We start from the raw sequence: 20,405 nt of genomic DNA, 5'->3' as shown, positions 1-20,405 counted from the left end.
AGGTTTAGAAAAAAGAAGTAAAAGGAGTATGGAGATGCAAAAATACATTGTTTTTGACTTTGATGGCACATTAGTAGATTCGCAAAATATATTTGTACCAATTTATAATCAAATTGCTGAAAAGCACGGATATAAAACGGTAAAGGAAGAAGAAATTGAACATTTACGTAAATTAACGATGCCAGAGAGATGTAAACAACTCGATGTACCACTGTATAAATTACCGATATTAGCGTTGGAGTTTTATAAATTATATCAGCCTGCTATAAAAGATCTTGTTTTATTTCATGGGATGAAGGATGTATTAGATGAACTATATAAAAAAGGATACGGTATTGCGGTTATATCATCTAACTCAGAAGAGCATATTCGGGCATTTTTACACAAGAATGATATAGAAAATATACAAGAAGTGTATTGTTCTAAAAATCTGTTTGGTAAAGATAAAATGATAAAAAGATTTTTAAAATCGAAAAAGATAACAGAGCAGGATATGTTATACGTTGGTGATGAACAGCGAGATGTAGCAGCGTGTAAAAAGGCTGGAGTGAACGTGATTTGGGTATCTTGGGGATATGATGTCATTGAAACAGTGAAAAAAGATGCACCAGATTATATGGTTCATAAGCCGATGGAAATTGTGGAAGTAGTACAAGGAGCGTATTCTTAATATGAATACACTTCGAGCAGGCATTCATCATATTGAATTTTGGGTAGCGAATTTGGAGGAGTCCATTTCTTTTTATAATAAGTTGTTTTCCATAATTGGATGGAGAAAGTTAAATGAAGTAGCATATAGCACAGGAGAAAGTGAAATATATTTTAAAGAAGTAGATGAGGAAATCGTAAGGACGTTAGGGCCTAGACATATTTGTTATCAAGCTATTCATAGAGAAGTAGTTGATGAAGTAGCAGATTTTCTTTCTAGTACGAAAGTGAAGGTAATACGTGGTCCAATTGAAATGAATCATTATTCGGAAGGTTACTATACGATTGATTTTTACGATCCGAATGGATTTATTGTAGAAGTTGCTTATACACCAAAGGCAGAAATGTAAGGGGAATAGATATGAAGATAATTACAGCGCAGCAAAACAATATACAAATTGTAAAAGATGCAGTGGATATTAAAGAAATTTCTAAAGGTTTTTCGCCTGACAAGAAATATATAATTATGAGTGCGAATAATGAAAAATATTTATTTCGGACAGGCGATATAAAAGAGTATGAAAGAAAGAAAATAGAGTTTCAAATTTTAAATGAAATGGTAAAATGTAACGTACAGGCACAAAGGCCAATTGAAATAGGTATATTGGAAGAAGAAGGTGTATGCTATAGTATTTTTTCATATTTAGAAGGGGAAGATGCGAAGAGACTATTGTCTACGTATTCACCAAAAGAACAATATGATATTGGCATAGAGGCAGGAAAAGATTTAGCGAAAATGCATACACTTGAAGCTCCTAAGAATATACTTCCGTGGTATGAAAGAGCAATGAAAAAACATAGGAAATATTTAGAGGCGTATAAAACATGCGGAATTAAAATTGAAAATGATGATAAAATTATTAAGTTTATAGATGAAAATGAAATGTATGTAAAGGATCGCCCAAATCGATTTCAACACGATGATTTTCATTTAGAAAATATAATTGTACGGGATGGGAGATATGTAGGTGTAGTTGATTTTAATGGTTATGACTGGGGCGACCCACTGCATGATTTCGTAAAAATTGCACTATTTGCAAGAGACATTAGTATTCCATATTCAATCGGACAAATAGAAGGATACTTTAATGAGAGAATACCAGAGGAGTTCTGGAAATTATATGCGGTGTACGTTGGCATGACAGTTTTCTCATCAGTTGTCTGGACATTACGAGCAGCACCGCATATGTTGGAGGATACGTTAGAGCGTCTTCATATTGTATTAGAAGATCATAAAAACTTTGAACTATTGAAGCCGATTTGGTTTCAACCAGATAAGATGGATATGAAATAGAAAAGGTAGGTGTGATTCGCACCTACCTTTATTTTTTACCATCAAAATAATTATTTGATTTTCTTAAATGTCAGCGGCTGAGTACTTAACATAGCTGGCACATGTAACTGAAGAGATGGGAATTCACCACTCACATTCATTTCATAAGCGAATAATAAACTCATTTTCATTTGGAATAAGTCAATTTTTGCAGAGAAGATGTCGTAGTGATGATGGTGCAATTGAACCTTCATCTCCATAAATTGTACAAATAACGAATCATCTTGTTTGTATACTTGTAATGTTCCGTATGCAGGATGTTCAAAAGTACCAGTATAATCCTCTAACTTGTGAGAAGGTGTAGTCCCTTTAATTTGTTCAGGAAGCGATTCAGTTGCTTCTTTCATCATTTCCTTCATTTTCTCAGTATCTTCTACAGCACGTTTATGCCAATCAATGGATTCTAATTCAAGTAGTTCGTCATAAATTTGATTAGCGAGATAAGTAGGAAGTAATGTTCCTCCAGCATTCGTTAAAATGACAAGGCCTATGTTTTCTGTTGGTATGAATGAAACAAGTGCTGAAAACCCATCAATATTACCGCCATGATGAATTACCTTATTACCACGGTAAGCGCTAATAAACCAACCAAGACCGTAACTATTTAATGGAGATTCAGGAAGTGATAAAACTGGTTGATCTGGAATGGAATTATGTGGTGTATACATTTGTTGTAATAATTCAGAGGAGATTAATTCATGATTTCCAAATTTACCTTTGTTTAAGTGAAGAAGGACCCAATTTGCCATATCTTCAATTGTAGAATTAATACACCCAGCAGCTCCAACTGTATCGATGTTATGGAATGGAACTTCTTTTATTTTACCTTCATTTTCAACGTAAGGTAAAGCATAATCATCTGTAGTTTGTGAATCTGTAACAGAGAAGTTTGTTTGATTCATATTTAAAGGCTCTAAAATATGTTCTGTAACGTATTGTTCCCACGTTTGATTTGTAATATTTTCCACAATGTAGCTGATTGTTGTATACATTAAGTTGTTATATAGAAACGCTGTTCGGAACGGCGCATCAAGTGGTAAATGTTTTATTTTTTCAACGAGATTTTTTCGAGATAAGGAAGAGCTATACCAAAGAGCCTCATGACGGCTTACACCGGTTCGATGAGAAGCTAAATCTCGTCCGGTAACTTGTGAGCTAGCAAGTACTTCAGATAAAGAGAAGTTAGGTATAAAAGACTGGACAGGACTATCCCAATTAAATTTTTGTTGTTGTGTTAACAAACTTAATGAAAGTGTGCCAAAAGCTTTCGTTGAGGAACCGATTGCGAATCGAGTATGCGGTGTAACAGCCTCTTTTGTTTCTATATTACGATAGCCGAAACCTTCTGAAATAATAACTTCACCGTCTTTTATTACAGCGACAGCAGCACCAGGAACATTTAAATCCTTCATCATTTTTTCAACCGTTGTTTGTAAAGAAGTCATAACAGGCGTTCCAAATTTAGACATACTTCTAACCTCCAAATATAAATTTTGTTCTACCGCACTATACTTTCGGTAATAGAAAATGAAAACCTTTTTAAATTTGGAAAGTTAATAATTTTGTAAGAATTAGTGGGAGAAATTTTATTAATTAGGATTATTAACTTTACCATTTTTCATGTTATGATAAATTGCATATACGATTGAAAGAAGGTTTTCCTACATATGAAACATGCTGAAAATGAATACTTAAATTTATGCCGCCATGTAATGGAACATGGTACGAAGAAAGAAGATCGTACAGGGACAGGAACTGTATCTGTATTTGGATATCAAATGCGTTTTGATTTGAGTAAAGGATTTCCTTTATTAACGACAAAAAGAGTACCATTTCGCCTTGTAGCAAGTGAACTACTTTGGTTTATGAAAGGTGATACAAATATTCGCTATTTATTGCAGCATAATAATAATATTTGGAATGAATGGGCATTTAAGAGCTGGGTGGAAAGTGACGAGTATACTGGTCCTGACATGACTGATTTTGGTCTTCGCTCACAACAAGATGAAGAATTTAAAGTACAGTACGATGAGCAAATGGAATTGTTTAAAAAGAACGTTTTAGAAGATGATGATTTCTCAAATAAATATGGTTATTTAGGAGACGTATACGGTAAACAGTGGCGTGCTTGGAAAACGACAGCCGGTGAGACACTTGATCAATTAAAAGATGTAATTGAAATGATTAAAAAAACACCAGACTCACGTCGTTTAATCGTTTCTGCTTGGAATCCTGAAGACGTACCGAGTATGGCATTACCGCCTTGTCATACATTATTCCAGTTTTATGTAGCGGACGGAAAACTTTCTTGTCAGTTATATCAAAGAAGTGGTGACATATTCCTTGGAATTCCATTTAACATCGCAAGTTATTCACTACTAACACATTTAATTGCACATGAATGTGGTCTTGAAGTAGGAGAATTTGTTCATACAATTGGAGATGCACACATTTATACAAATCATTTTGAACAAGTAGAAAAGCAATTGGCACGTGAACCACGTCCGTTCCCGAAACTTACATTAAATTCAGATGTGAAATCTGTTTTCGATTTTGAAATGGAAGATTTAACGATTGAAGGATACGATCCGCATCCAGCAATTAAAGCACCGGTTGCAGTATAATTGTAGAGGAGATGAAAAAATGATTGTTTCATTTATGGTCGCAATGGACGAAAATAGAGTAATTGGTAAAGATAATAATTTACCTTGGCGTTTACCGAGTGAATTACAATACGTGAAGAAAACAACGATGGGTCACCCGCTTATTATGGGAAGAAAGAACTATGAAGCGATTGGTAGACCGCTGCCTGGAAGACGTAATATTATTGTAACTCGTAATGAAGGATATCACGTTGAAGGATGTGAAGTTGTTCATTCTGTAGAAGAAGTATTTGAACTATGTAAAAATGAAGAAGAGATTTTTATTTTTGGCGGGGCGCAAATTTATGATCTCTTTTTACCTTATGTAGACAAATTGTATATAACAAAAATCCATTATGCATTTGAAGGAGATACATTCTTCCCAGAAATGGATATGACAAATTGGAAAGAGATTTTTGTGGAAAAAGGTTTAACGGATGAACAAAACCCGTATACGTATTATTACCATGTATATGAGAAACAACAATAATAAAAAAGGTTGATGTGAGAATTCGCATCAATCTTTTTATTTATATTCACCAATATAAGTTTATAGATGAGATTCGATAGTGCTATAATGATAGGTAGCATGTAAAAAATGCTAAAATTTTCAAAATTACTAATATAGAAAGAGGAGGAGAATGGATTGAGAAAGATATGGGGGATTCTTTTTCTTTGCTTAACATTCATGTTAGTTGGATGCGGTAAAGAAGAAAAACCACAAGAAGCGTTTGATACATATGTAAAAGCATGGAATAAACAAAAATTTGCAGATATGTATGATCAACTATCAAAAAATGCAAAAAAAGATATTTCAAAGAAAGAGTTTACTGAGAAATATGAAAAAATTTATTCTGGTATCGAAGTAAAAGACTTAAAGGTAGAAACAGGGGAAGTAAAAGAAGATAAAAAAGATGAAGGCCCTGTTCCTTTTAAAGTAAGCATGGATACAGTTGGTGGTAAAATTACTTTTGGCCATGAAGCAAAAATGGTGAAAGAAAAAGATGGAGATAAAGAATCTTGGAAAATAGATTGGACTCCTGATTTTATTTTCCCTGGTATGACGAAAGATAGTAAAGTGCGTATGCAGACAACACAGCCAAAACGTGGTGAAATATACGATCGTAATGGAAAAGGTCTTGCAACGAATGGGAAAGCTTCTGAAATTGGAATAGTTCCAGAAAAATTAGACGATACTGCTCCGCAAACGAAAGAGACAGTAGCGAAGTTGTTAAATATGACTGTAGAAGAAATTGATCAAAAATTAGCTGCTAAATGGGTAAAACCAGGGTATCTCGTACCAATTGGAATTTTGCCTGAAGGGGCAACGCAAAATACGTACATTGATTTAGCAGGTGTTTCAACAAAACCTGTAAATGTTCGTACATATCCATTAGGGGAAGCGGCAGCTCATCTAACTGGTTATATCGGAAAGGTAAATGCTGAAGATTTAAAAACGCTTCAAAAGAAAGGCTATCAAGCTGATGATCCAGTTGGTAAAGCTGGTTTAGAGCAAGTATTAGAGGAAAAGCTACGCGGTAAAAAAGGTGGCCGTGTCTTTGTAGAAGATGCACAAGGAAAAGAAATTAAAAACTTGGCAAAAACAGATGCTGTTGATGGAGAAAACGTAACTTTAACTATTGATAGTGCTGTTCAAGAAAAAACGTACAATGAAATGAAGGGCGAAGCTGGTTCAAGTGCAGCAATTAATCCGAAAAGTGGAGAAACAATTGCACTAGTAAGTAGTCCAGCATATGATCCGAATTTAATTGCACGAGGAACATCGAAAGCACAACGCGAAGCTTGGAATAATGATCCGAAAAAACCGATGACGAATCGCTTTACACAATTATCGGTACCAGGTTCTGTATTTAAACCAATTACAGCTGCAATTGGTCTTGAAACGAAAACGATTGATCCAAAAGAAGAGTTAAAAATTGAAGGATTAAAATGGACAAAAGATTCTTCTTGGGGTAATTATTATGTAACGCGTGTGAAAGATGCAAATCCGATTGATTTTGATAAGGCGATGAAATACTCGGATAATATTTACTTCGCACAAGAAGCATTGAAAATCGGAAAAGACAAGTTTATGAGTGAAGCGAAAAAATTCGGATTCGATGAAAAATTACCAATTGAATATGGATTCCCTGCTTCTAAAATTGCAAATGACGGTATTAAAAATGATATTCAAATGGCAGATACAGGATATGGACAAGGGCAAGTATTAATGACTCCTCTTCATTTAGCTTTAACGTATGCGCCAATTGTAAATGATGGAACGATTCCATCACCGTATATTATTAAAACAGATAAACAACCAAAAGCTTGGAAAGAAAATGTAATTTCTAAAGGAAATCAGGATATATTAAAAACTGCTATGACGAAAGTAATTAATGATCCGGATGGTACAGGGAAAATTGCTAAAATTGATGGAATGACTCTTGCTGGAAAAACAGGTACAGCGGAATTAAAAGTATCCAAAGAGGCCGAAGGAAAAGAACTAGGCTGGTTCGCTGCATTTGATTTGAATTCACCAGATATGGTCATTACAATGATGATTGAAGATGTAAAAGGTAGAGGTGGAAGTAACATTCCAGCTGAAAAAGTGAAACATGTTTTTCAAAAATAATATGTAATAAAAGGCTATCTCTATAAATTATAGAGATAGCCTTTTTGTATGAGGAGTCTTAATATCTGTATACTAAATTTTAAAGAAACAAAATAAATCATTAACTTACGAAAAAAAAGCAGCTATTTTTTATTGACATTAATTAAAACTTTTTGTATTATACTTACATAAGGTAAGTTATTAACTTTCGAAAAATAAATCTTGAATTAAAGATAAAGAGAAAAAAGGGAGAGAATACAATGACAAAAGTACTATTTATCACAGCAAATCCAAATTCAGCAGAAGGTTCTTTCGGAATGGCAGTAGGGGAAGCTTTCATCGAGGCTTATAAAAACGAGCATCCACAAGACGAAGTTGTAACAATTGATCTATTCAATACTACTGTACCAGCAATCGATGCAGATGTATTTGGTGCTTGGGGTAAATTTGCAGCAGGTGAAGGCTTTGAAACTTTAACGGAAGTTCAACAACAAAAAGTAGCAGCAATGAACACAAACTTAGAAACATTTATGCATGCAGATCGTTATGTATTCGTAACTCCAATGTGGAACTTTAGCTATCCACCAGTAGTAAAAGCATACTTAGATAACGTAGCAATCGCAGGTAAAACATTCAAATATACTGAAAATGGTCCAGTTGGCTTATTAGAAGGTAAAAAAGCACTTCACATTCAAGCAACAGGTGGCGTATATTCTGAAGGAGCATACGCAGCTGTAGACTTCGGTCGTAATCACTTAAAAACTGTATTAGGATTTGTCGGAGTAAATGAAACTGAATATATTGCAGTTGAAGGTATGAATGCAAACCCTGAAAAAGCACAAGAAATTAAAGAAGCAGCAATTGCTAATGCTCGTGAATTAGCAAAACGTTTCTAATATAGAATGCCTTAAAAAGTCCAAACACTTGATGTTTGGACTTTTTTTCTTCTTTTTCCTTCGTTTGTCTAGTATAATGAAGGTCGGAATGATAATAGGTGGGGGTTCTGTATGATTCAAACGTTTTTTAAAATCTTTTATTTAATTTTAATCGTAATTGCGATTACACCGAGAATGTGGCGTCTTAAAAGACAAGTAAATACGATGGCGCCAAAAGAAAAAGATAATGCTGTGTACAAAACGACAAATTGGTTTGGTAAGAAAATGGTACGTGTAGCTGGAGGGACAGTAGAAGTGAAAGGGCTTGAAAATGTTCCGAAAGACAAGCCGGTACTAGTTGTAAGTAATCACCAAAGTAATATGGATATCCCTGTTTTACTAGGTTACTTAAATAAACCAATTGGATTCGTGTCAAAAGCAGAAATTAAAAAGTTCCCAGTTGTGCCAACTTGGATGGAACTTATGAATTGTGTATTTATGGATCGTAGCGATCGTCGTCAATCTCTTAAAGCAATTAAAGATGGAATCGAGCTATTAAAGAATGGACATTCTATCGTAATTTTCCCAGAAGGGACAAGAAGTAAGGGTGGCGAAGTTGGAGAGTTTAAGGCTGGTAGTTTTCATCTTGCAGTAAAGTCAGGTGTAGCAATTTTACCTGTAACGTTAGATGGTACATATAAGATGTTTGAAGCGAATGGAAATCGTATGAAGCCAGCTCATGCAACAGTAACAATTTCTAAGCCGATTACACCTGAAGATTATGCGAATATGGATATTAAAGAATTAACGAAGCATACACAGGAAGTTATCGCATCACAATTACATAAGTAGTAAAAAAGGTTTCAGCTTATAGTAAGCTGAAACCTTTTTTATTATGCTGTAGGTAAGACATAAAAGAGTACACAAAAGAACATCATCGCACTACCACCTAAAACGAACAGGTGCCATATGGCATGGTTGAAAGGTAGCTTTTCCCAAAGGAAGAATATAGCTCCGACAGAATATAAAATTCCACCTGCTAAAAGTAGTGAAAAACCATGTCCAGTTAGATTTTCATAAAGTGGTTTAATGGCAACGATTATGAGCCAGCCCATAATGATGTAACATAAAGTTGATGCCTTTATAAAGCGACGTACAAAGAAAATTTTGAAGACGATACCTCCGATTGCAAGTGTCCATATAATAGCAAGTAACGTCCATCCTAATGGGCCACGAAGTGTAATAAGTAGAAAAGGAGTATACGTGCCAGCAATCAATAAGTAAATGGCTGAATGATCTAAAATAGTAAATATTTTTTCAACTTTAGGATGATGGATGCTGTGTAGCAATGTTGAAAACAAGTACAGTAAGAACATGCTTACACCATAAACAGTAAATGCAACTACAGCTGATGCGGTACCGTGCTTAGAAGCATGAATAATCAATATGATTAAGGCAGGGATGCTTAAAATGGCACCGATACCATGTGTAATTGCATTTGCAATTTCTTCTTTTACAAATTGGGTCATTCGTGTCATTTTTTCAGTCATAATGCAAATCCTTTCTACTATCATGAAATAATATGTCATTTCCCTTACCATATCATACACAGGGGCAATAGAAAATGAAATTTGTATAATTGATTATATTTTTGAATTTTTTTGACAAAAGGCAATGGATTTGTTGACGTTTTCAAACTTTTTTGACAAAATAAAATTATGTAATAGTAGGACAAGGAAACTACTAATAAAGGGGATGGGGAAATGTTTTCAAATATTGGCTTTCCAGGGTTAATTTTAATTTTAGTAGCAGTACTCATTTTATTTGGGCCTAAAAAATTGCCGGAAATCGGGAAGGCTTTAGGGGAAACGTTAAAAGAGTTTAAAAAATCAACGAAAGAATTGACAGATGACGCATTTCAAGAAAAGGAAAAGAAAGAAAAAATGTAATGTATTTTCCTTGTAATGGATAAATAAAGTGTGGTGAACGAGTTGGAAGATCGGGAAATGAGCGTAGTAGAACATATTGTTGAGCTTCGAAAAAGAGTAATATATACGGTGTTATCCTTTGTACTATTTTTAATTATCGGATTTACTTTTACAAAGGATATTTATTTTTGGCTTGTAAAAGATTTACCAATGAAATTAACTGTTCTCGGTCCAAGTGATGTATTGTGGATTTTTTTCTCGATTGCTACAGTATTTGCTATCGTTTGTACAATTCCTTTTGCTGCTATACAAATTTGGTTATTTGTAAAACCGGGTTTACATCCAAATGAACAAAAGATGACAATAATGTATATACCGGTATTGTCTATATTATTTATTGCAGGTTTATGTTTTGGATACTTTATTGTAATGCCATTTCTATTTCACTTTTTAACTACGATAGGTAATGAAATGTTTAATACGATGTTTACGACAGAAAAGTATTTTCATTTTGTACTTAATTTAACAGTCCCATTTGCTGTGATTTTTGAATTACCAGTCGTTGTAATGTTTTTAACTAGTATTGGAATACTTACGGCGGAATTTTTAATAAAAATAAGAAGATATGCTTACGTAGCACTGATTATCATTGCATCTTGTATATCACCGCCTGACTTTTTATCTCATAGTTTAGTTGCGGTGCCGCTTATTTGTATTTATGAAGTAAGTATTGCTTTATCAAAGGTTGTTAGTAAGAGGAAAAAGAAAAGAGAAGAAATGCAGTCGAAAAGTGCCTCGTTATAAAGGCACTTTTTTATTTATTGGTTATACTATAGCTATAAACGTATACAATATATAGAAGAAAAAAATTATAGAATCTCCAAAATTTAGACAAACTTTGCGCTTTTATAAGCTTATACTAAATGTATTAAACAATTGATGGATAATGAGATTCCCGTCTCGGAGATATTTAGGATGGGAAGATGGATTAGGTGGAGATGAATAGAGTATAAATCTTCTAGCCATAAGGACTACAGAAATCATATAAGTCTGATTTTACTCCACTTTAAACAACGTGTTACAACGCAAAGTAGAGGAAGTTCAAAAATCCAATGAAAAAGAGGATTGATATTGTGATTACGAAAAGTTTTTATTTCACTCATTCAACAGGGGATTGTATTAAAATATTCGAAATCCCTGTCCTACAGGCGCAGCATCCATTATCGTTTCTAATTCAGTCTCGTCTTCAATTATTTATTGCAAAAATTCAAAAACAAAAACATCCAAGATTTGCATATTCTTTCCGTGAATATTTACAAAATTGTTTGAAGTGGAATGATTATTTAAATGTATATAAAACAAATACTCTTGAAAAAAATGCATGATATAGAGTAGAGACAGGGTTAGGAGCTCTGTCTTTTTCATTTTAGATATAAAAATATAATTAATTTGATGAAATTTCGTTCCAAATTGTTGAAAGCAATGGGAATACTAGTATAATAACAAGGAGAGCGTATTGGAAAGGGAAGAATATAATATGCAAAAAATTAAAATTGTAACAGATTCAACGGCAGATTTATCACAAGAAGTAATCGAGAAGTATGACATTCATGTTCTACCATTATCAATCTCTGTAAATGGACAAACATATTTAGATCGTGTTGATCTACAACCAGATGAATTTATTGAAGAAATGCTTAAATCAGAGGAATTACCAAAAACATCGCAACCAGCAATGGGTACATTTGTAGAAATGTATAACAAGTTAGGTGAAGATGGAAGTGAAGTACTTTCCATTCATATGACAAGTGGAATGAGTGGTACTGTAGCAACTGCAAATAGTGCTGCATCAATGACCGATACAAAAGTAACAGTTGTTGATTCTCAATTTATTACACATGCTTTAGCATATCAAGTAATTGAAGCTGCAAAAATGGCAAATGAAGGGCGCTCACTAGAAGAAATTTTAAAACGTGTAGATGAAGTAAGAAAGAATACTCGTTTATATGTAGTAGTAGATACATTAGAAAACTTAGTGAAGGGTGGACGTATCGGTAAAGGAAAAGCGTTTATCGGTTCGCTGCTTAATATAAAGCCAATTGCTAGTCTTGAAGACGGTGTTTATAATCCTGTAACGAAAGTTCGTAGCCAAGGCCAAATTGTAAAAACATTAGCTAAGTTATTTGAGCAAGATACAGCTGGAAAAGTTGTAAAGGCTGTTGCAATTCCACATGCGAAAGCAATTCCTTTAGCTGAAAGTATGAAAGCGGCGGTTGAAAAAGTGAATGGGTTTGCTCAATCAGAAATTTTCTATACAACGCCTATAATTAGTACTCATACAGGTCCGGGTGCAATCGGATTTATGTATTTAGCAGAGTAATAAAAAAGCTACTTGAAAATATATTTCAAGTAGCTTTTTTATGTAAATAGAAAGTAAGAAATAAGAAGAGCTATACAGGCACTACCGCTAATGATATAGCGAGTCTGTAAATATCTATTCATAGAAAACACCCTTTATCCCGCAATTTGCGGACAGTAAAACTCCCACCTCAAAATTTAGCTGGAGCAAAGAGGTTAGGTAACGGGCTGTCCGTAAAAGCCTTCACTATAGGATTTTCTATATTATATGTTAGATGTAGAAAATCAGTCGCTACGTTACACATGTAAAGTTTCAATTTTTTCATTTATTTGCTTATCATTTGTTGCGTTACTATAAATAAAAGTTTGGCCTAAAAAGAGTACATGCAGTTGTTCCCATGGTAACATGCGCAAATTCCAATTATTTCGAAGTCTAGTTATTGCTTCACGAGGTGTTTCATCGGCGAGTGCAAATGCTCCGTAATGCATCGGTATAAAATGAGTAGCGTTTAAATCTAAATAAGCTTGCACAGCCTCTTCAGGTGAAACATGAGATACTTTCATAAACCATTCTGGTTCATAAGCGCCAATGGGCATAAGAGCAATATCAATTAAAAAGCGTTCACCAATTTCTTTGAAACCTTGGAAATAGCCACTGTCGCCACAAAAATATATGGTTTCCATAGTCGTTTCATTATCAATAATCCATCCCCCCCAGTGAGACGTATTCATATCAAATAAGAATCTTCTCGTCCAGTGCTGAGCAGGTACGAAGTGAAAAGAAACTTCGTTAATTATCGTACTTTCCCACCATTTATACTCTTCTATATGTTTAAATTTCTTACGAGTAAATAATTTTTTTAATCCGATAGGTACAAGGTATAGAACATCATCATTCAACTGACGAAGAGTTGAAAAATCTAAATGATCATAATGACCATGTGAAATAAGGACAATATCAATTTTAGGTAGTGCTTCTATAGAGAGTCCAGGTTCTGTAAGTCTTGGAACTAGCTTTAATTTATTGGCCCATACTGGATCTGTTAATATATTAAGTCCATTCGTTTGGATAAGAAAAGTAGAATGCCCAATCCATGTGACAGTCGTTTTTTTTACATTACTTTGCAAAAATGCACTTTGTTTAACGGGTGATTGTTCTACTAAGAAAGAAAAATCTTTTTTGTTTTGCTTTCGTTCTTTACGCCAGCGTAAAAAAGAGCGAATTGATTTTTTTGTACTAACATTATCCATATTTTCATAGCGCTTTGCCATGAACATCACCTCATTTAAAATCGTTGTATTTGTATTGTACCGAAATGTTGTTAAGGAATACAGTGTAAAACATGGATTAATGTTTAAGGAATTGTTAAAAAATAGGGAAAGGTATTTACAAAAGTAACAATAAAAATAGTTTTATCACTTCTATTTATAGAAATAATAGTAAAAAAATATATTTTGTCTAGTAATTCGCTTGAAATAAAGAAGTAACATACGTAAATTCGTACGATTTCGTGAACAAATGTAGTAAACAATTTTCTCGTAGTGTTAACTTTTGTTATTATAAACATAACCTATTTAAATTTAGGATAGAGAAAAGAGGTTTATAAATGAAGCGTTATCAAAAAATAATTGGTCTTATGGTTGTATTTTGTCTCTTTGTACTTGCTGGATGTAGTGGATCAGGTTCAAAGCTTCGTAAACCATTGAATTGGGATTTAGAAACTTTCCAATTTACAAATCAAGATGGAAAGCAATTTGGTACAAAAGATTTAAAAGGGAAAGTTTGGGTTGCAGATTTTATGTTCACAAATTGTCAAACAGTTTGTCCACCAATGACTGCAAATATGGCCAAGCTGCAAAAGATGGCAAAAGAAGAGAAGATAGACGTTCAGTTTGTTTCATTTAGTGTAGATCCAGACCTTGATAAACCAGAAAATCTGAAAGCATTTATTCAAAAGTTTACAGAGGATACTAGTAACTGGAATTTATTAACGGGATATTCGTTAGAAGATATTACAAAGTTTTCAAAAGATAATTTCCAATCACTTGTAGATAAGCCGGAGAACGGTCAGGTCATGCATGGTACATCATTTTATTTAATTGATCAAAACGGAAAAGTAATGAAAAAGTATAGTGGCATTAGTAATACGCCATACGAAGACATTATACGTGATATGAAGCGATTAGTGGATTAAAAATAAGGGTGCATAGCACCCTTATTTTTTTTGCATTAGTCTATGGATAAAATGTCATGTTGTTGGGGAAGTTTCGGCGCCCGAATTTCTAATACGCCGTTTTGATAAGAAGCTTTTGCTGCTTTTTTATTAATTGAATACGGCAACTTAATCAATCTTGATGCTTCTGAAATGGAACGTTCTCGGCGATAATAGTTATGGGATGTTTCTTCTTCCTCTTCGAGTATCTCTTCTTTTACAGAGACTTTTAAGTATTCACTTTGTATTTCAATTTGGATTTGCTCTTTTTGTATACCTGGTAGTTCAGCTGTAACAACGAGTTCTTCACCAACTTCATATAAATCTACAGGGAATGTTAATAAACGGTTTCCTTTTTGGAAAAAATGATTTAAATCAGCGATTACATTGCGAAGAGGTGTTTGCTCGAAGAAATCATCAATTTGCTTTAAGTAATTACGAACCGGTGGGCGAGAAGAATCTTTTTTTTCTTCACTCATGGTATTCCCTCCTAGAAATCAATTTGCAATATCATATGACAAAAGCGGAGAAAGGTGAGTGCCTAGTTTTCATGTTTTCATAAAAAATTGTTAAAAATGTGAAATGGAGTGATTTTTTTATAGTTTTTGGTCGCCATATTCAGTTGATTATGCTAGTATAAATAGGGTTGATATAGTAGTATAGAAACAGAATGAAAACCGAAAGAGGGTAAGAAGTATGTGTGGTTTTGTAGGATGTTTATGTGAAAACCCTAGAGAGTTTTCAGAAACAGAAAAACATCAATTTGAAAATATGAACACGATGATTTTCCACCGTGGTCCAGATGACGAAGGATATTTTCGTGATGAACATGTACAATTTGGCTTCCGCCGTTTAAGTATCATTGACTTAGAGGCAGGACATCAGCCGCTAACTTATGAAAATGATCGATATGTAATTATTTTTAATGGTGAAATTTACAACTATGTAGAATTACGTGAAATGTTACTTGAAAAAGGTGCAACGTTTGCAACGCAATCTGATACAGAAGTTATTATTGCATTGTATGCACATATGAAAGAAAAATGTGTAGACTACCTTCGTGGTATGTTTGCATTTATGATTTGGGATCGTGAAGAGAAGAAACTTTTCGGTGCACGTGACCACTTCGGTATTAAACCTCTATACATCGCACAGCAAGGTGATACTACATTCTTCGCATCTGAGAAGAAAAGTATTATGCATGTGATGGAAGATAAAGGCGTTAATCCAACGTCACTACAACATTATTTTACGTATCAATATGGCCCAGAGCCAGAAACATTAACAATTGATGTTAATAAAATCGAGCCTGGTCATTATTTCGTAAAAGAAATCGGTAAAGAGATGGAAATCCATCGCTACTGGAAACCTTATTTCAATGCTTCAAGTGCAACGAAAGAGGAGCATATCCAAGCAATTCGTGATGTACTATATGATTCAGTAAAAGTGCATATGCGTAGTGATGTACCAGTAGGTTCATTCTTATCTGGTGGTATCGATTCATCTATCATCGCTTCTATTGCAAGAGAAATGAATCCAAATCTTTTAACATTCTCTGTTGGTTTTGAGCAACGTGGTTTCAGTGAAGTTGATGTTGCAAAAGAAACTGCTGAGAAATTAGGCGTTAAAAACCATAACGTATTCATTTCAGCGAAAGAATTTATGGATGAGTTCCCAAAAATCATTTGGCATATGGATGATCCTTTAGCTGATCCAGCAGCTGTACCATTGTACTTCGTTGCTAAAGAAGCACGTAAACATGTAACAGTTGTTCTTTCAGGTGAAGGCGCAGACGAGCTATTTGGTGGTTATAACATTTACCGTGAGCCAAACTCACTAAAAATGTTCTCTTACATTCCTAGCCCAGGTAAGAGTGTTCTAAAAGCATTGAGTGGTGCTCTTAAAGAAGGATTTAAAGGTAAGAGCTTCCTAGAGCGTGGATGTACACCAATTGAAGAGCGTTACTATGGAAATGCGAAAATCTTCCGTGAAGAAGAAAAAGCTGAATTAATGAAGTATTACAATGAAAGTGTTAACTATATGGATATCACGAAACCATTGTATAACGAGATTAAAGATTATGATGATGTAAGTAAAATGCAGTACATTGACATGTTCACATGGTTACGCGGTGACATTTTATTAAAAGCTGATAAAATGACAATGGCAAACTCATTAGAACTTCGTGTACCGTTCTTAGATAAAGAAGTATTCGATGTTGCATCTAAAATTCCAACTGAACTTAAGATTGCTAACGGAACTACGAAAGCTATTTTACGTGAAGCAGCACGCGGAATCGTTCCAGATCACGTATTAGATCGTAAAAAACTTGGATTCCCAGTACCAATTCGTCACTGGTTAAAAGACGAAATGCATGATTGGGCTATAAATATTATAAACGAAAGTAAGACAGAGCATTTAATCGACAAACAGTATGTATTAAACTTACTGGAAGCACATTGTGCAGATAAAGGCGATTATAGCCGTAAAATTTGGACTGTACTTGCGTTTATGGTATGGCACCAAATTTATGTTGAGCATAAATACGATACGAACAAGTTCCATGAAGAAACAAAACGTGCGTATAGCTTAGTGTAATTAGAAAAACCTTAAGATCGCATACGGTCTTAAGGTTTTTTTTCATAAATAGGAAGTATTATTGATACAATAATAGTAAAAGGATGGACAACATATGATTACGTTTGAGAAAGTTACTATAGAAAATGAAAGCGTTGTTAAAGAAATGTTTAAATCGCATAGTTTAGGTGAGAAAAAGGTACAGTATTGTGTGAAAGTTGATGATACATATATTGGTGTAATAGATTATAGTGTTCAAGAGGAACGAGCTGTTTTATCACAGCTAATTATTCATTTTGATTACCAAGGTTATGGTTATGGTACAAATACGTATTTTACATTTGAAGAAATGATGAAACAAAGAAATGTGAAAGAAATAAAAGTGCTACAAGAGGAATTAACAGAAAAAGCGCATTCTTTCATAGAGAGTTTTGGCTTCACTTCAGAAGATGGAGCGTATGTGAAGAAAATATAACGATGATTATTTATGCGATACAATAAATATAAGGCAGGTGGATGTATGACAATGACTTCTGGTCTTGTATTAATTGGAGGGTGCTTTATAGTAGCAGAACTATGTCATATAATCATTCGAAAAAGAATGATTAAGAAAAGAAAGCCGTATGAATTACAATACGTCCCCGTCTTTTTCATTATATTTTGTATGCTTAGTACATTACAAAATATAATGAACTTTCCACCACTTGTGAATGTTTTTTTAAAGTTCGGTTTACTTTATAGTGGTGTTGGAATAGTACTTTTATTTATTTTATTTTGCATACGTTATATTCACTATCAATCGTATATATTTATTTTAAATTGGTTAAAGCAAGATGATAGAAACCGCCTTACATAAGGCGGTTTTTTTATTTGTGATTGTAACAGAACTTGTACATTTCACATAAAATAGGACGAGTAGCAATGCTAACATATTACAAGAAAGGGGCGGGGTAGTAAAATGAAACTTGTTATAGACGCAGGGCACGGTGGATATGATTCTGGTGCTGTTGGTAATGGCTTAGTAGAAAAAAACTTAACGCTTCAAATTGCTAGACGCGTTCGAGATATTTTAACGGTAAATTACCCAATTACAATTAAAATGACACGTGATAGTGACGTGTTTATTTCCTTATCGGAACGTGCTAATATTGCTAATGCTTTTGGTGCGGATTATTTTATTTCATTTCATATTAATAGCGGCGGGGGTACAGGTTTTGAAAGCTATATTTATAATGCGTTATCCAACAGCAGCACTGCATATGCAAAGCAACAAAAGATGCATACAGCAGTAAATCCTGTATTAACAAAATACGGTCTTCGTGATCGAGGAGCAAAAAAAGAAAATTATGCGGTATTAAGAGAAACCGCAATGGATGCAATTTTAACTGAGACTGCCTTTATTGATACAACGTTTGATGCAAATTTATTAAAGAATCCACAATTTATTGAAGATCTAAGTCAAGCGTATGCAAATGGAATAGCGGCTATTTTTGGAGTAGCTCCAAATCCACAACCTCCAAACCCACAACCGACACCTCAAACGAAGGGAATCGCTTATATCCTTGGGAAAAATGTAAATTTAAGAAATGGTCCATCAACTTCTTCCTCAGTTATTCGTCAATTAAATTCTCCAGAATCTTACGTTGTATATCAGGAAAGTAACGGATGGTTAGATTTGGGGAATGGACAATGGGTGTATAATGATCCTTCTTACATTAATTTTGTAAAGACAAGCAATAGTGATGGAAGTCCGATTGGGGTTGCATATATACAAGGGATGAATGTAAATTTAAGAAGTGGTCCATCAACTACATCTGCAGTTATCCGTCAATTAAATCCTCCAGAATCTTATTTAGTATATATAAATGAAAATGGCTGGTTAAACCTTGGTGGAAATCAGTGGGTATATAATGATCCATCGTATATTAAGTATACTCAATATTAGGAATTAAAATGATAATGCAATATGGATGCGTATCTTTGTTATGTATAACTCAGATACGCATTGTAATAACAACATAAATTTTCATACTTATACACTATATGTTAAAAAGAAACATTAGAAAAGCCAATAGAATCGAAATGGTATATATTAAAAAAGTTTTCTGATATACATTGACAATGTATGTAGTATACATTAATCTTTAATTGTTAATGATAATCGATTTCATCTAGGGAGGACATATGATACATACTAAAAAACTAATTATGTTCTGCATTATGATACTCATGGTTGTAATTGCAGGATGTAGTAAAGAAGAGAAAAAAGAAAATGATATATCAGCTAAAGCAAAAGATTCATATACGGTCAAGCATGCAATGGGCGAAACGACAGTAAATGGTACACCTAAAAAAGTTGTTGTTTTAACAAATGAAGGTGCAGAGGCTCTCCTAGCTGTGGGCGTAACGCCAGTGGGGACTACGAAACCACGTGCTGGTGATGAATGGTACCCTCATGTAGCGAAAGAATTAAAAAATACGGAAGTTGTAGGAACTGAACGTGATATTAATTTAGAAGCAGTAATGAAGCTTAAGCCAGATTTAATTATCGGAAATAAAATGCGTCACGAAAAAATATATGATCAGCTAAAAGAAATCGCACCAACTGTTTATGCAGAAACATTACGCGGTGATTGGAAAGAAAACTTTACGCTTTATACAAAAGCTGTAAATAAAGAAAAAGAAGGGCAAAAAGCTCTTGATGATTATAAAAAACGTATTGAAGGAATGAAAGAGAAGTTAGGCGATAAATTGAATTCTAAAGTTTCTATTATTCGTTTCGTGCCAGGTGATGTTCGTATTTATCAAAAAAACTCATTCTCGGGAGTTGTTTTAAATGATATTGGATTTAAACGACCACCATTACAAGATAAAGATGATTTTGCGATAAAAGGAATTACAAAAGAGCAAATTCCAAATATGGACGGGGACTACTTATTTTATTTCACGTCTGATAAAGATGCAGATAAGAATAATGAAGGAAATTCGTTAGCAAAGGAATGGACAGAAGATCCACTCTTTAAGCAACTACAGGCTTCTAAAAATAATAAAGTATTCCAAGTGGATGAAGTAATCTGGAATACAGCAGGCGGTATTAAAGCTGCGAATCTTATGTTAGATGATATTGAAAAATATTTCCTTAAATAAATGATAAAATACA

Annotated in this window: 22 protein-coding genes; 18 read left to right on the top strand and 4 right to left on the bottom strand. The window is 33.8% G+C overall.

Features of this window, described 5'->3' with window-relative positions:
- The first annotated feature begins 34 nt into the window (after positions 1–34).
- From MHI28_RS05775 to MHI28_RS05765, 3 genes are read left to right on the top strand one after another with little or no spacing between them, the layout of a single operon-like run.
- On the top strand, positions 35–670 hold the full coding sequence (locus tag MHI28_RS05775; RefSeq protein WP_001174980.1) for an HAD family hydrolase: 636 nt from the start codon (positions 35–37) through the stop codon (positions 668–670).
- A gap of 1 nt (position 671) precedes the next feature.
- Positions 672–1,058 carry a VOC family protein gene (locus tag MHI28_RS05770; RefSeq protein WP_001094667.1) on the top strand — a complete coding sequence of 129 codons (387 nt, stop codon included), beginning with the start codon at positions 672–674 and terminating at the stop codon, positions 1,056–1,058.
- 11 nt (positions 1,059–1,069) lie between these two features.
- Entirely contained in the window at positions 1,070–2,002 is a 933-nt protein-coding gene (locus MHI28_RS05765) for an aminoglycoside phosphotransferase family protein (protein WP_000692069.1), read from the top strand.
- 50 nt (positions 2,003–2,052) lie between these two features.
- On the opposite strand, the gene MHI28_RS05760 is transcribed toward MHI28_RS05765, so the two are convergent.
- On the bottom strand, positions 2,053–3,510 hold the full coding sequence (locus MHI28_RS05760; RefSeq protein WP_000032719.1) for a serine hydrolase: 1,458 nt from the start codon (positions 3,508–3,510) through the stop codon (positions 2,053–2,055).
- Between the two features lie 198 nt (positions 3,511–3,708).
- Between MHI28_RS05760 and MHI28_RS05755 the strand changes: the two genes are divergently transcribed.
- From MHI28_RS05755 to MHI28_RS05735, 5 genes are all read left to right on the top strand, one after another.
- Entirely contained in the window at positions 3,709–4,665 is a 957-nt protein-coding gene (locus MHI28_RS05755) for a thymidylate synthase (protein WP_000679602.1), read from the top strand.
- A gap of 19 nt (positions 4,666–4,684) precedes the next feature.
- Entirely contained in the window at positions 4,685–5,173 is a 489-nt protein-coding gene (locus tag MHI28_RS05750; protein ID WP_000637208.1) for a dihydrofolate reductase, read from the top strand.
- Positions 5,174–5,329: 156 nt separating this feature from the next.
- Positions 5,330–7,315 carry a penicillin-binding protein 3 gene (pbpC, locus tag MHI28_RS05745; protein WP_001227237.1) on the top strand — a complete coding sequence of 662 codons (1,986 nt, stop codon included), beginning with the start codon at positions 5,330–5,332 and terminating at the stop codon, positions 7,313–7,315.
- A 239-nt stretch (positions 7,316–7,554) separates the two neighbouring features.
- Positions 7,555–8,190 carry an FMN-dependent NADH-azoreductase gene (locus tag MHI28_RS05740; protein WP_000170033.1) on the top strand — a complete coding sequence of 212 codons (636 nt, stop codon included), beginning with the start codon at positions 7,555–7,557 and terminating at the stop codon, positions 8,188–8,190.
- 111 nt (positions 8,191–8,301) lie between these two features.
- The gene (locus tag MHI28_RS05735; RefSeq protein WP_000616579.1) at positions 8,302–9,021 is read left to right on the top strand and encodes a lysophospholipid acyltransferase family protein; all 720 of its coding nucleotides are present in this window, start codon (positions 8,302–8,304) and stop codon (positions 9,019–9,021) included.
- A gap of 41 nt (positions 9,022–9,062) precedes the next feature.
- On the opposite strand, the gene trhA is transcribed toward MHI28_RS05735, so the two are convergent.
- A complete protein-coding gene (trhA, locus tag MHI28_RS05730) occupies positions 9,063–9,719 on the bottom strand; it encodes a PAQR family membrane homeostasis protein TrhA (protein WP_000136889.1) in 657 nt (218 codons plus the stop codon).
- Between the two features lie 213 nt (positions 9,720–9,932).
- Here trhA and MHI28_RS05725 point away from each other — a divergent pair, with 213 nt between their 5' ends.
- The 4 genes from MHI28_RS05725 (at position 9,933) to MHI28_RS05710 (ending at position 12,477) form a co-directional block, all read left to right on the top strand.
- Positions 9,933–10,118 carry a twin-arginine translocase TatA/TatE family subunit gene (locus MHI28_RS05725; RefSeq protein WP_000492443.1) on the top strand — a complete coding sequence of 62 codons (186 nt, stop codon included), beginning with the start codon at positions 9,933–9,935 and terminating at the stop codon, positions 10,116–10,118.
- A 57-nt stretch (positions 10,119–10,175) separates the two neighbouring features.
- The gene (tatC, locus tag MHI28_RS05720; protein ID WP_000117643.1) at positions 10,176–10,901 is read left to right on the top strand and encodes a twin-arginine translocase subunit TatC; all 726 of its coding nucleotides are present in this window, start codon (positions 10,176–10,178) and stop codon (positions 10,899–10,901) included.
- Between the two features lie 329 nt (positions 10,902–11,230).
- Entirely contained in the window at positions 11,231–11,482 is a 252-nt protein-coding gene (locus tag MHI28_RS05715; RefSeq protein ID WP_000629010.1) for a DUF2535 family protein, read from the top strand.
- A 152-nt stretch (positions 11,483–11,634) separates the two neighbouring features.
- Positions 11,635–12,477: a DegV family protein gene (locus tag MHI28_RS05710; RefSeq protein ID WP_043311806.1), complete on the top strand. Its 843-nt coding sequence runs from the start codon at positions 11,635–11,637 to the stop codon at positions 12,475–12,477.
- A 275-nt stretch (positions 12,478–12,752) separates the two neighbouring features.
- Here MHI28_RS05710 and MHI28_RS05705 read toward each other — a convergent pair whose 3' ends face one another.
- Entirely contained in the window at positions 12,753–13,727 is a 975-nt protein-coding gene (locus MHI28_RS05705; protein WP_340827678.1) for an MBL fold metallo-hydrolase, read from the bottom strand.
- 335 nt (positions 13,728–14,062) lie between these two features.
- Between MHI28_RS05705 and MHI28_RS05700 the strand changes: the two genes are divergently transcribed.
- Positions 14,063–14,650, top strand: coding sequence for an SCO family protein (locus tag MHI28_RS05700; protein ID WP_000833341.1), 588 nt, complete (start codon positions 14,063–14,065; stop codon positions 14,648–14,650).
- Between the two features lie 35 nt (positions 14,651–14,685).
- Here MHI28_RS05700 and MHI28_RS05695 read toward each other — a convergent pair whose 3' ends face one another.
- Positions 14,686–15,147 (bottom strand): Hsp20/alpha crystallin family protein, encoded by a 462-nt coding sequence (locus tag MHI28_RS05695; protein ID WP_001288086.1) that lies wholly within the window; start codon positions 15,145–15,147, stop codon positions 14,686–14,688.
- 217 nt (positions 15,148–15,364) lie between these two features.
- Here MHI28_RS05695 and asnB point away from each other — a divergent pair, with 217 nt between their 5' ends.
- From asnB to MHI28_RS05670, 5 genes are all read left to right on the top strand, one after another.
- A complete protein-coding gene (gene asnB / locus MHI28_RS05690) occupies positions 15,365–17,266 on the top strand; it encodes an asparagine synthase (glutamine-hydrolyzing) (protein ID WP_000333819.1) in 1,902 nt (633 codons plus the stop codon).
- A gap of 94 nt (positions 17,267–17,360) precedes the next feature.
- Entirely contained in the window at positions 17,361–17,720 is a 360-nt protein-coding gene (locus tag MHI28_RS05685) for a GNAT family N-acetyltransferase (protein ID WP_000627501.1), read from the top strand.
- Between the two features lie 51 nt (positions 17,721–17,771).
- A complete protein-coding gene (locus MHI28_RS05680; RefSeq protein ID WP_000200457.1) occupies positions 17,772–18,101 on the top strand; it encodes a hypothetical protein in 330 nt (109 codons plus the stop codon).
- 102 nt (positions 18,102–18,203) lie between these two features.
- Positions 18,204–19,190: an N-acetylmuramoyl-L-alanine amidase gene (locus MHI28_RS05675; RefSeq protein WP_000779884.1), complete on the top strand. Its 987-nt coding sequence runs from the start codon at positions 18,204–18,206 to the stop codon at positions 19,188–19,190.
- A gap of 239 nt (positions 19,191–19,429) precedes the next feature.
- Positions 19,430–20,392 carry an ABC transporter substrate-binding protein gene (locus MHI28_RS05670; protein WP_000581983.1) on the top strand — a complete coding sequence of 321 codons (963 nt, stop codon included), beginning with the start codon at positions 19,430–19,432 and terminating at the stop codon, positions 20,390–20,392.
- Positions 20,393–20,405: the final 13 nt, after the last annotated feature.

The sequence above is a fragment of the Bacillus sp. FSL K6-0268 genome, assembly GCF_038005425.1.
GTDB lineage: Bacteria > Bacillota > Bacilli > Bacillales > Bacillaceae_G > Bacillus_A > Bacillus_A thuringiensis_S.
The sequence above is the reverse complement of the archived record's forward strand: the minus strand, read 5'-3'. Positions and strand labels throughout refer to the sequence as shown.

Bases quoted from the DNA above. Each gene is read 5' to 3' on its own strand.
- MHI28_RS05685 (WP_000627501.1), top strand. From the start codon at position 17,361: ATGATTACGTTTGAGAAAGTTACTATAGAAAATGAAAGCGTTGTTAAA.
- MHI28_RS05770 (WP_001094667.1), top strand. From the start codon at position 672: ATGAATACACTTCGAGCAGGCATTCATCATATTGAATTTTGGGTAGCG.
- MHI28_RS05750 (WP_000637208.1), top strand. From the start codon at position 4,685: ATGATTGTTTCATTTATGGTCGCAATGGACGAAAATAGAGTAATTGGT.
- MHI28_RS05740 (WP_000170033.1), top strand. From the start codon at position 7,555: ATGACAAAAGTACTATTTATCACAGCAAATCCAAATTCAGCAGAAGGT.
- trhA (WP_000136889.1), bottom strand. From the start codon at position 9,719: ATGACTGAAAAAATGACACGAATGACCCAATTTGTAAAAGAAGAAATT.
- MHI28_RS05760 (WP_000032719.1), bottom strand. From the start codon at position 3,510: ATGTCTAAATTTGGAACGCCTGTTATGACTTCTTTACAAACAACGGTT.
- asnB (WP_000333819.1), top strand. From the start codon at position 15,365: ATGTGTGGTTTTGTAGGATGTTTATGTGAAAACCCTAGAGAGTTTTCA.
- MHI28_RS05675 (WP_000779884.1), top strand. From the start codon at position 18,204: ATGAAACTTGTTATAGACGCAGGGCACGGTGGATATGATTCTGGTGCT.
- MHI28_RS05695 (WP_001288086.1), bottom strand. From the start codon at position 15,147: ATGAGTGAAGAAAAAAAAGATTCTTCTCGCCCACCGGTTCGTAATTAC.
- MHI28_RS05725 (WP_000492443.1), top strand. From the start codon at position 9,933: ATGTTTTCAAATATTGGCTTTCCAGGGTTAATTTTAATTTTAGTAGCA.
- tatC (WP_000117643.1), top strand. From the start codon at position 10,176: ATGAGCGTAGTAGAACATATTGTTGAGCTTCGAAAAAGAGTAATATAT.
- MHI28_RS05670 (WP_000581983.1), top strand. From the start codon at position 19,430: ATGATACATACTAAAAAACTAATTATGTTCTGCATTATGATACTCATG.
- MHI28_RS05710 (WP_043311806.1), top strand. From the start codon at position 11,635: ATGCAAAAAATTAAAATTGTAACAGATTCAACGGCAGATTTATCACAA.
- MHI28_RS05680 (WP_000200457.1), top strand. From the start codon at position 17,772: ATGACTTCTGGTCTTGTATTAATTGGAGGGTGCTTTATAGTAGCAGAA.
- MHI28_RS05700 (WP_000833341.1), top strand. From the start codon at position 14,063: ATGAAGCGTTATCAAAAAATAATTGGTCTTATGGTTGTATTTTGTCTC.
- MHI28_RS05775 (WP_001174980.1), top strand. From the start codon at position 35: ATGCAAAAATACATTGTTTTTGACTTTGATGGCACATTAGTAGATTCG.
- MHI28_RS05755 (WP_000679602.1), top strand. From the start codon at position 3,709: ATGAAACATGCTGAAAATGAATACTTAAATTTATGCCGCCATGTAATG.
- MHI28_RS05705 (WP_340827678.1), bottom strand. From the start codon at position 13,727: ATGGCAAAGCGCTATGAAAATATGGATAATGTTAGTACAAAAAAATCA.
- MHI28_RS05735 (WP_000616579.1), top strand. From the start codon at position 8,302: ATGATTCAAACGTTTTTTAAAATCTTTTATTTAATTTTAATCGTAATT.
- MHI28_RS05765 (WP_000692069.1), top strand. From the start codon at position 1,070: ATGAAGATAATTACAGCGCAGCAAAACAATATACAAATTGTAAAAGAT.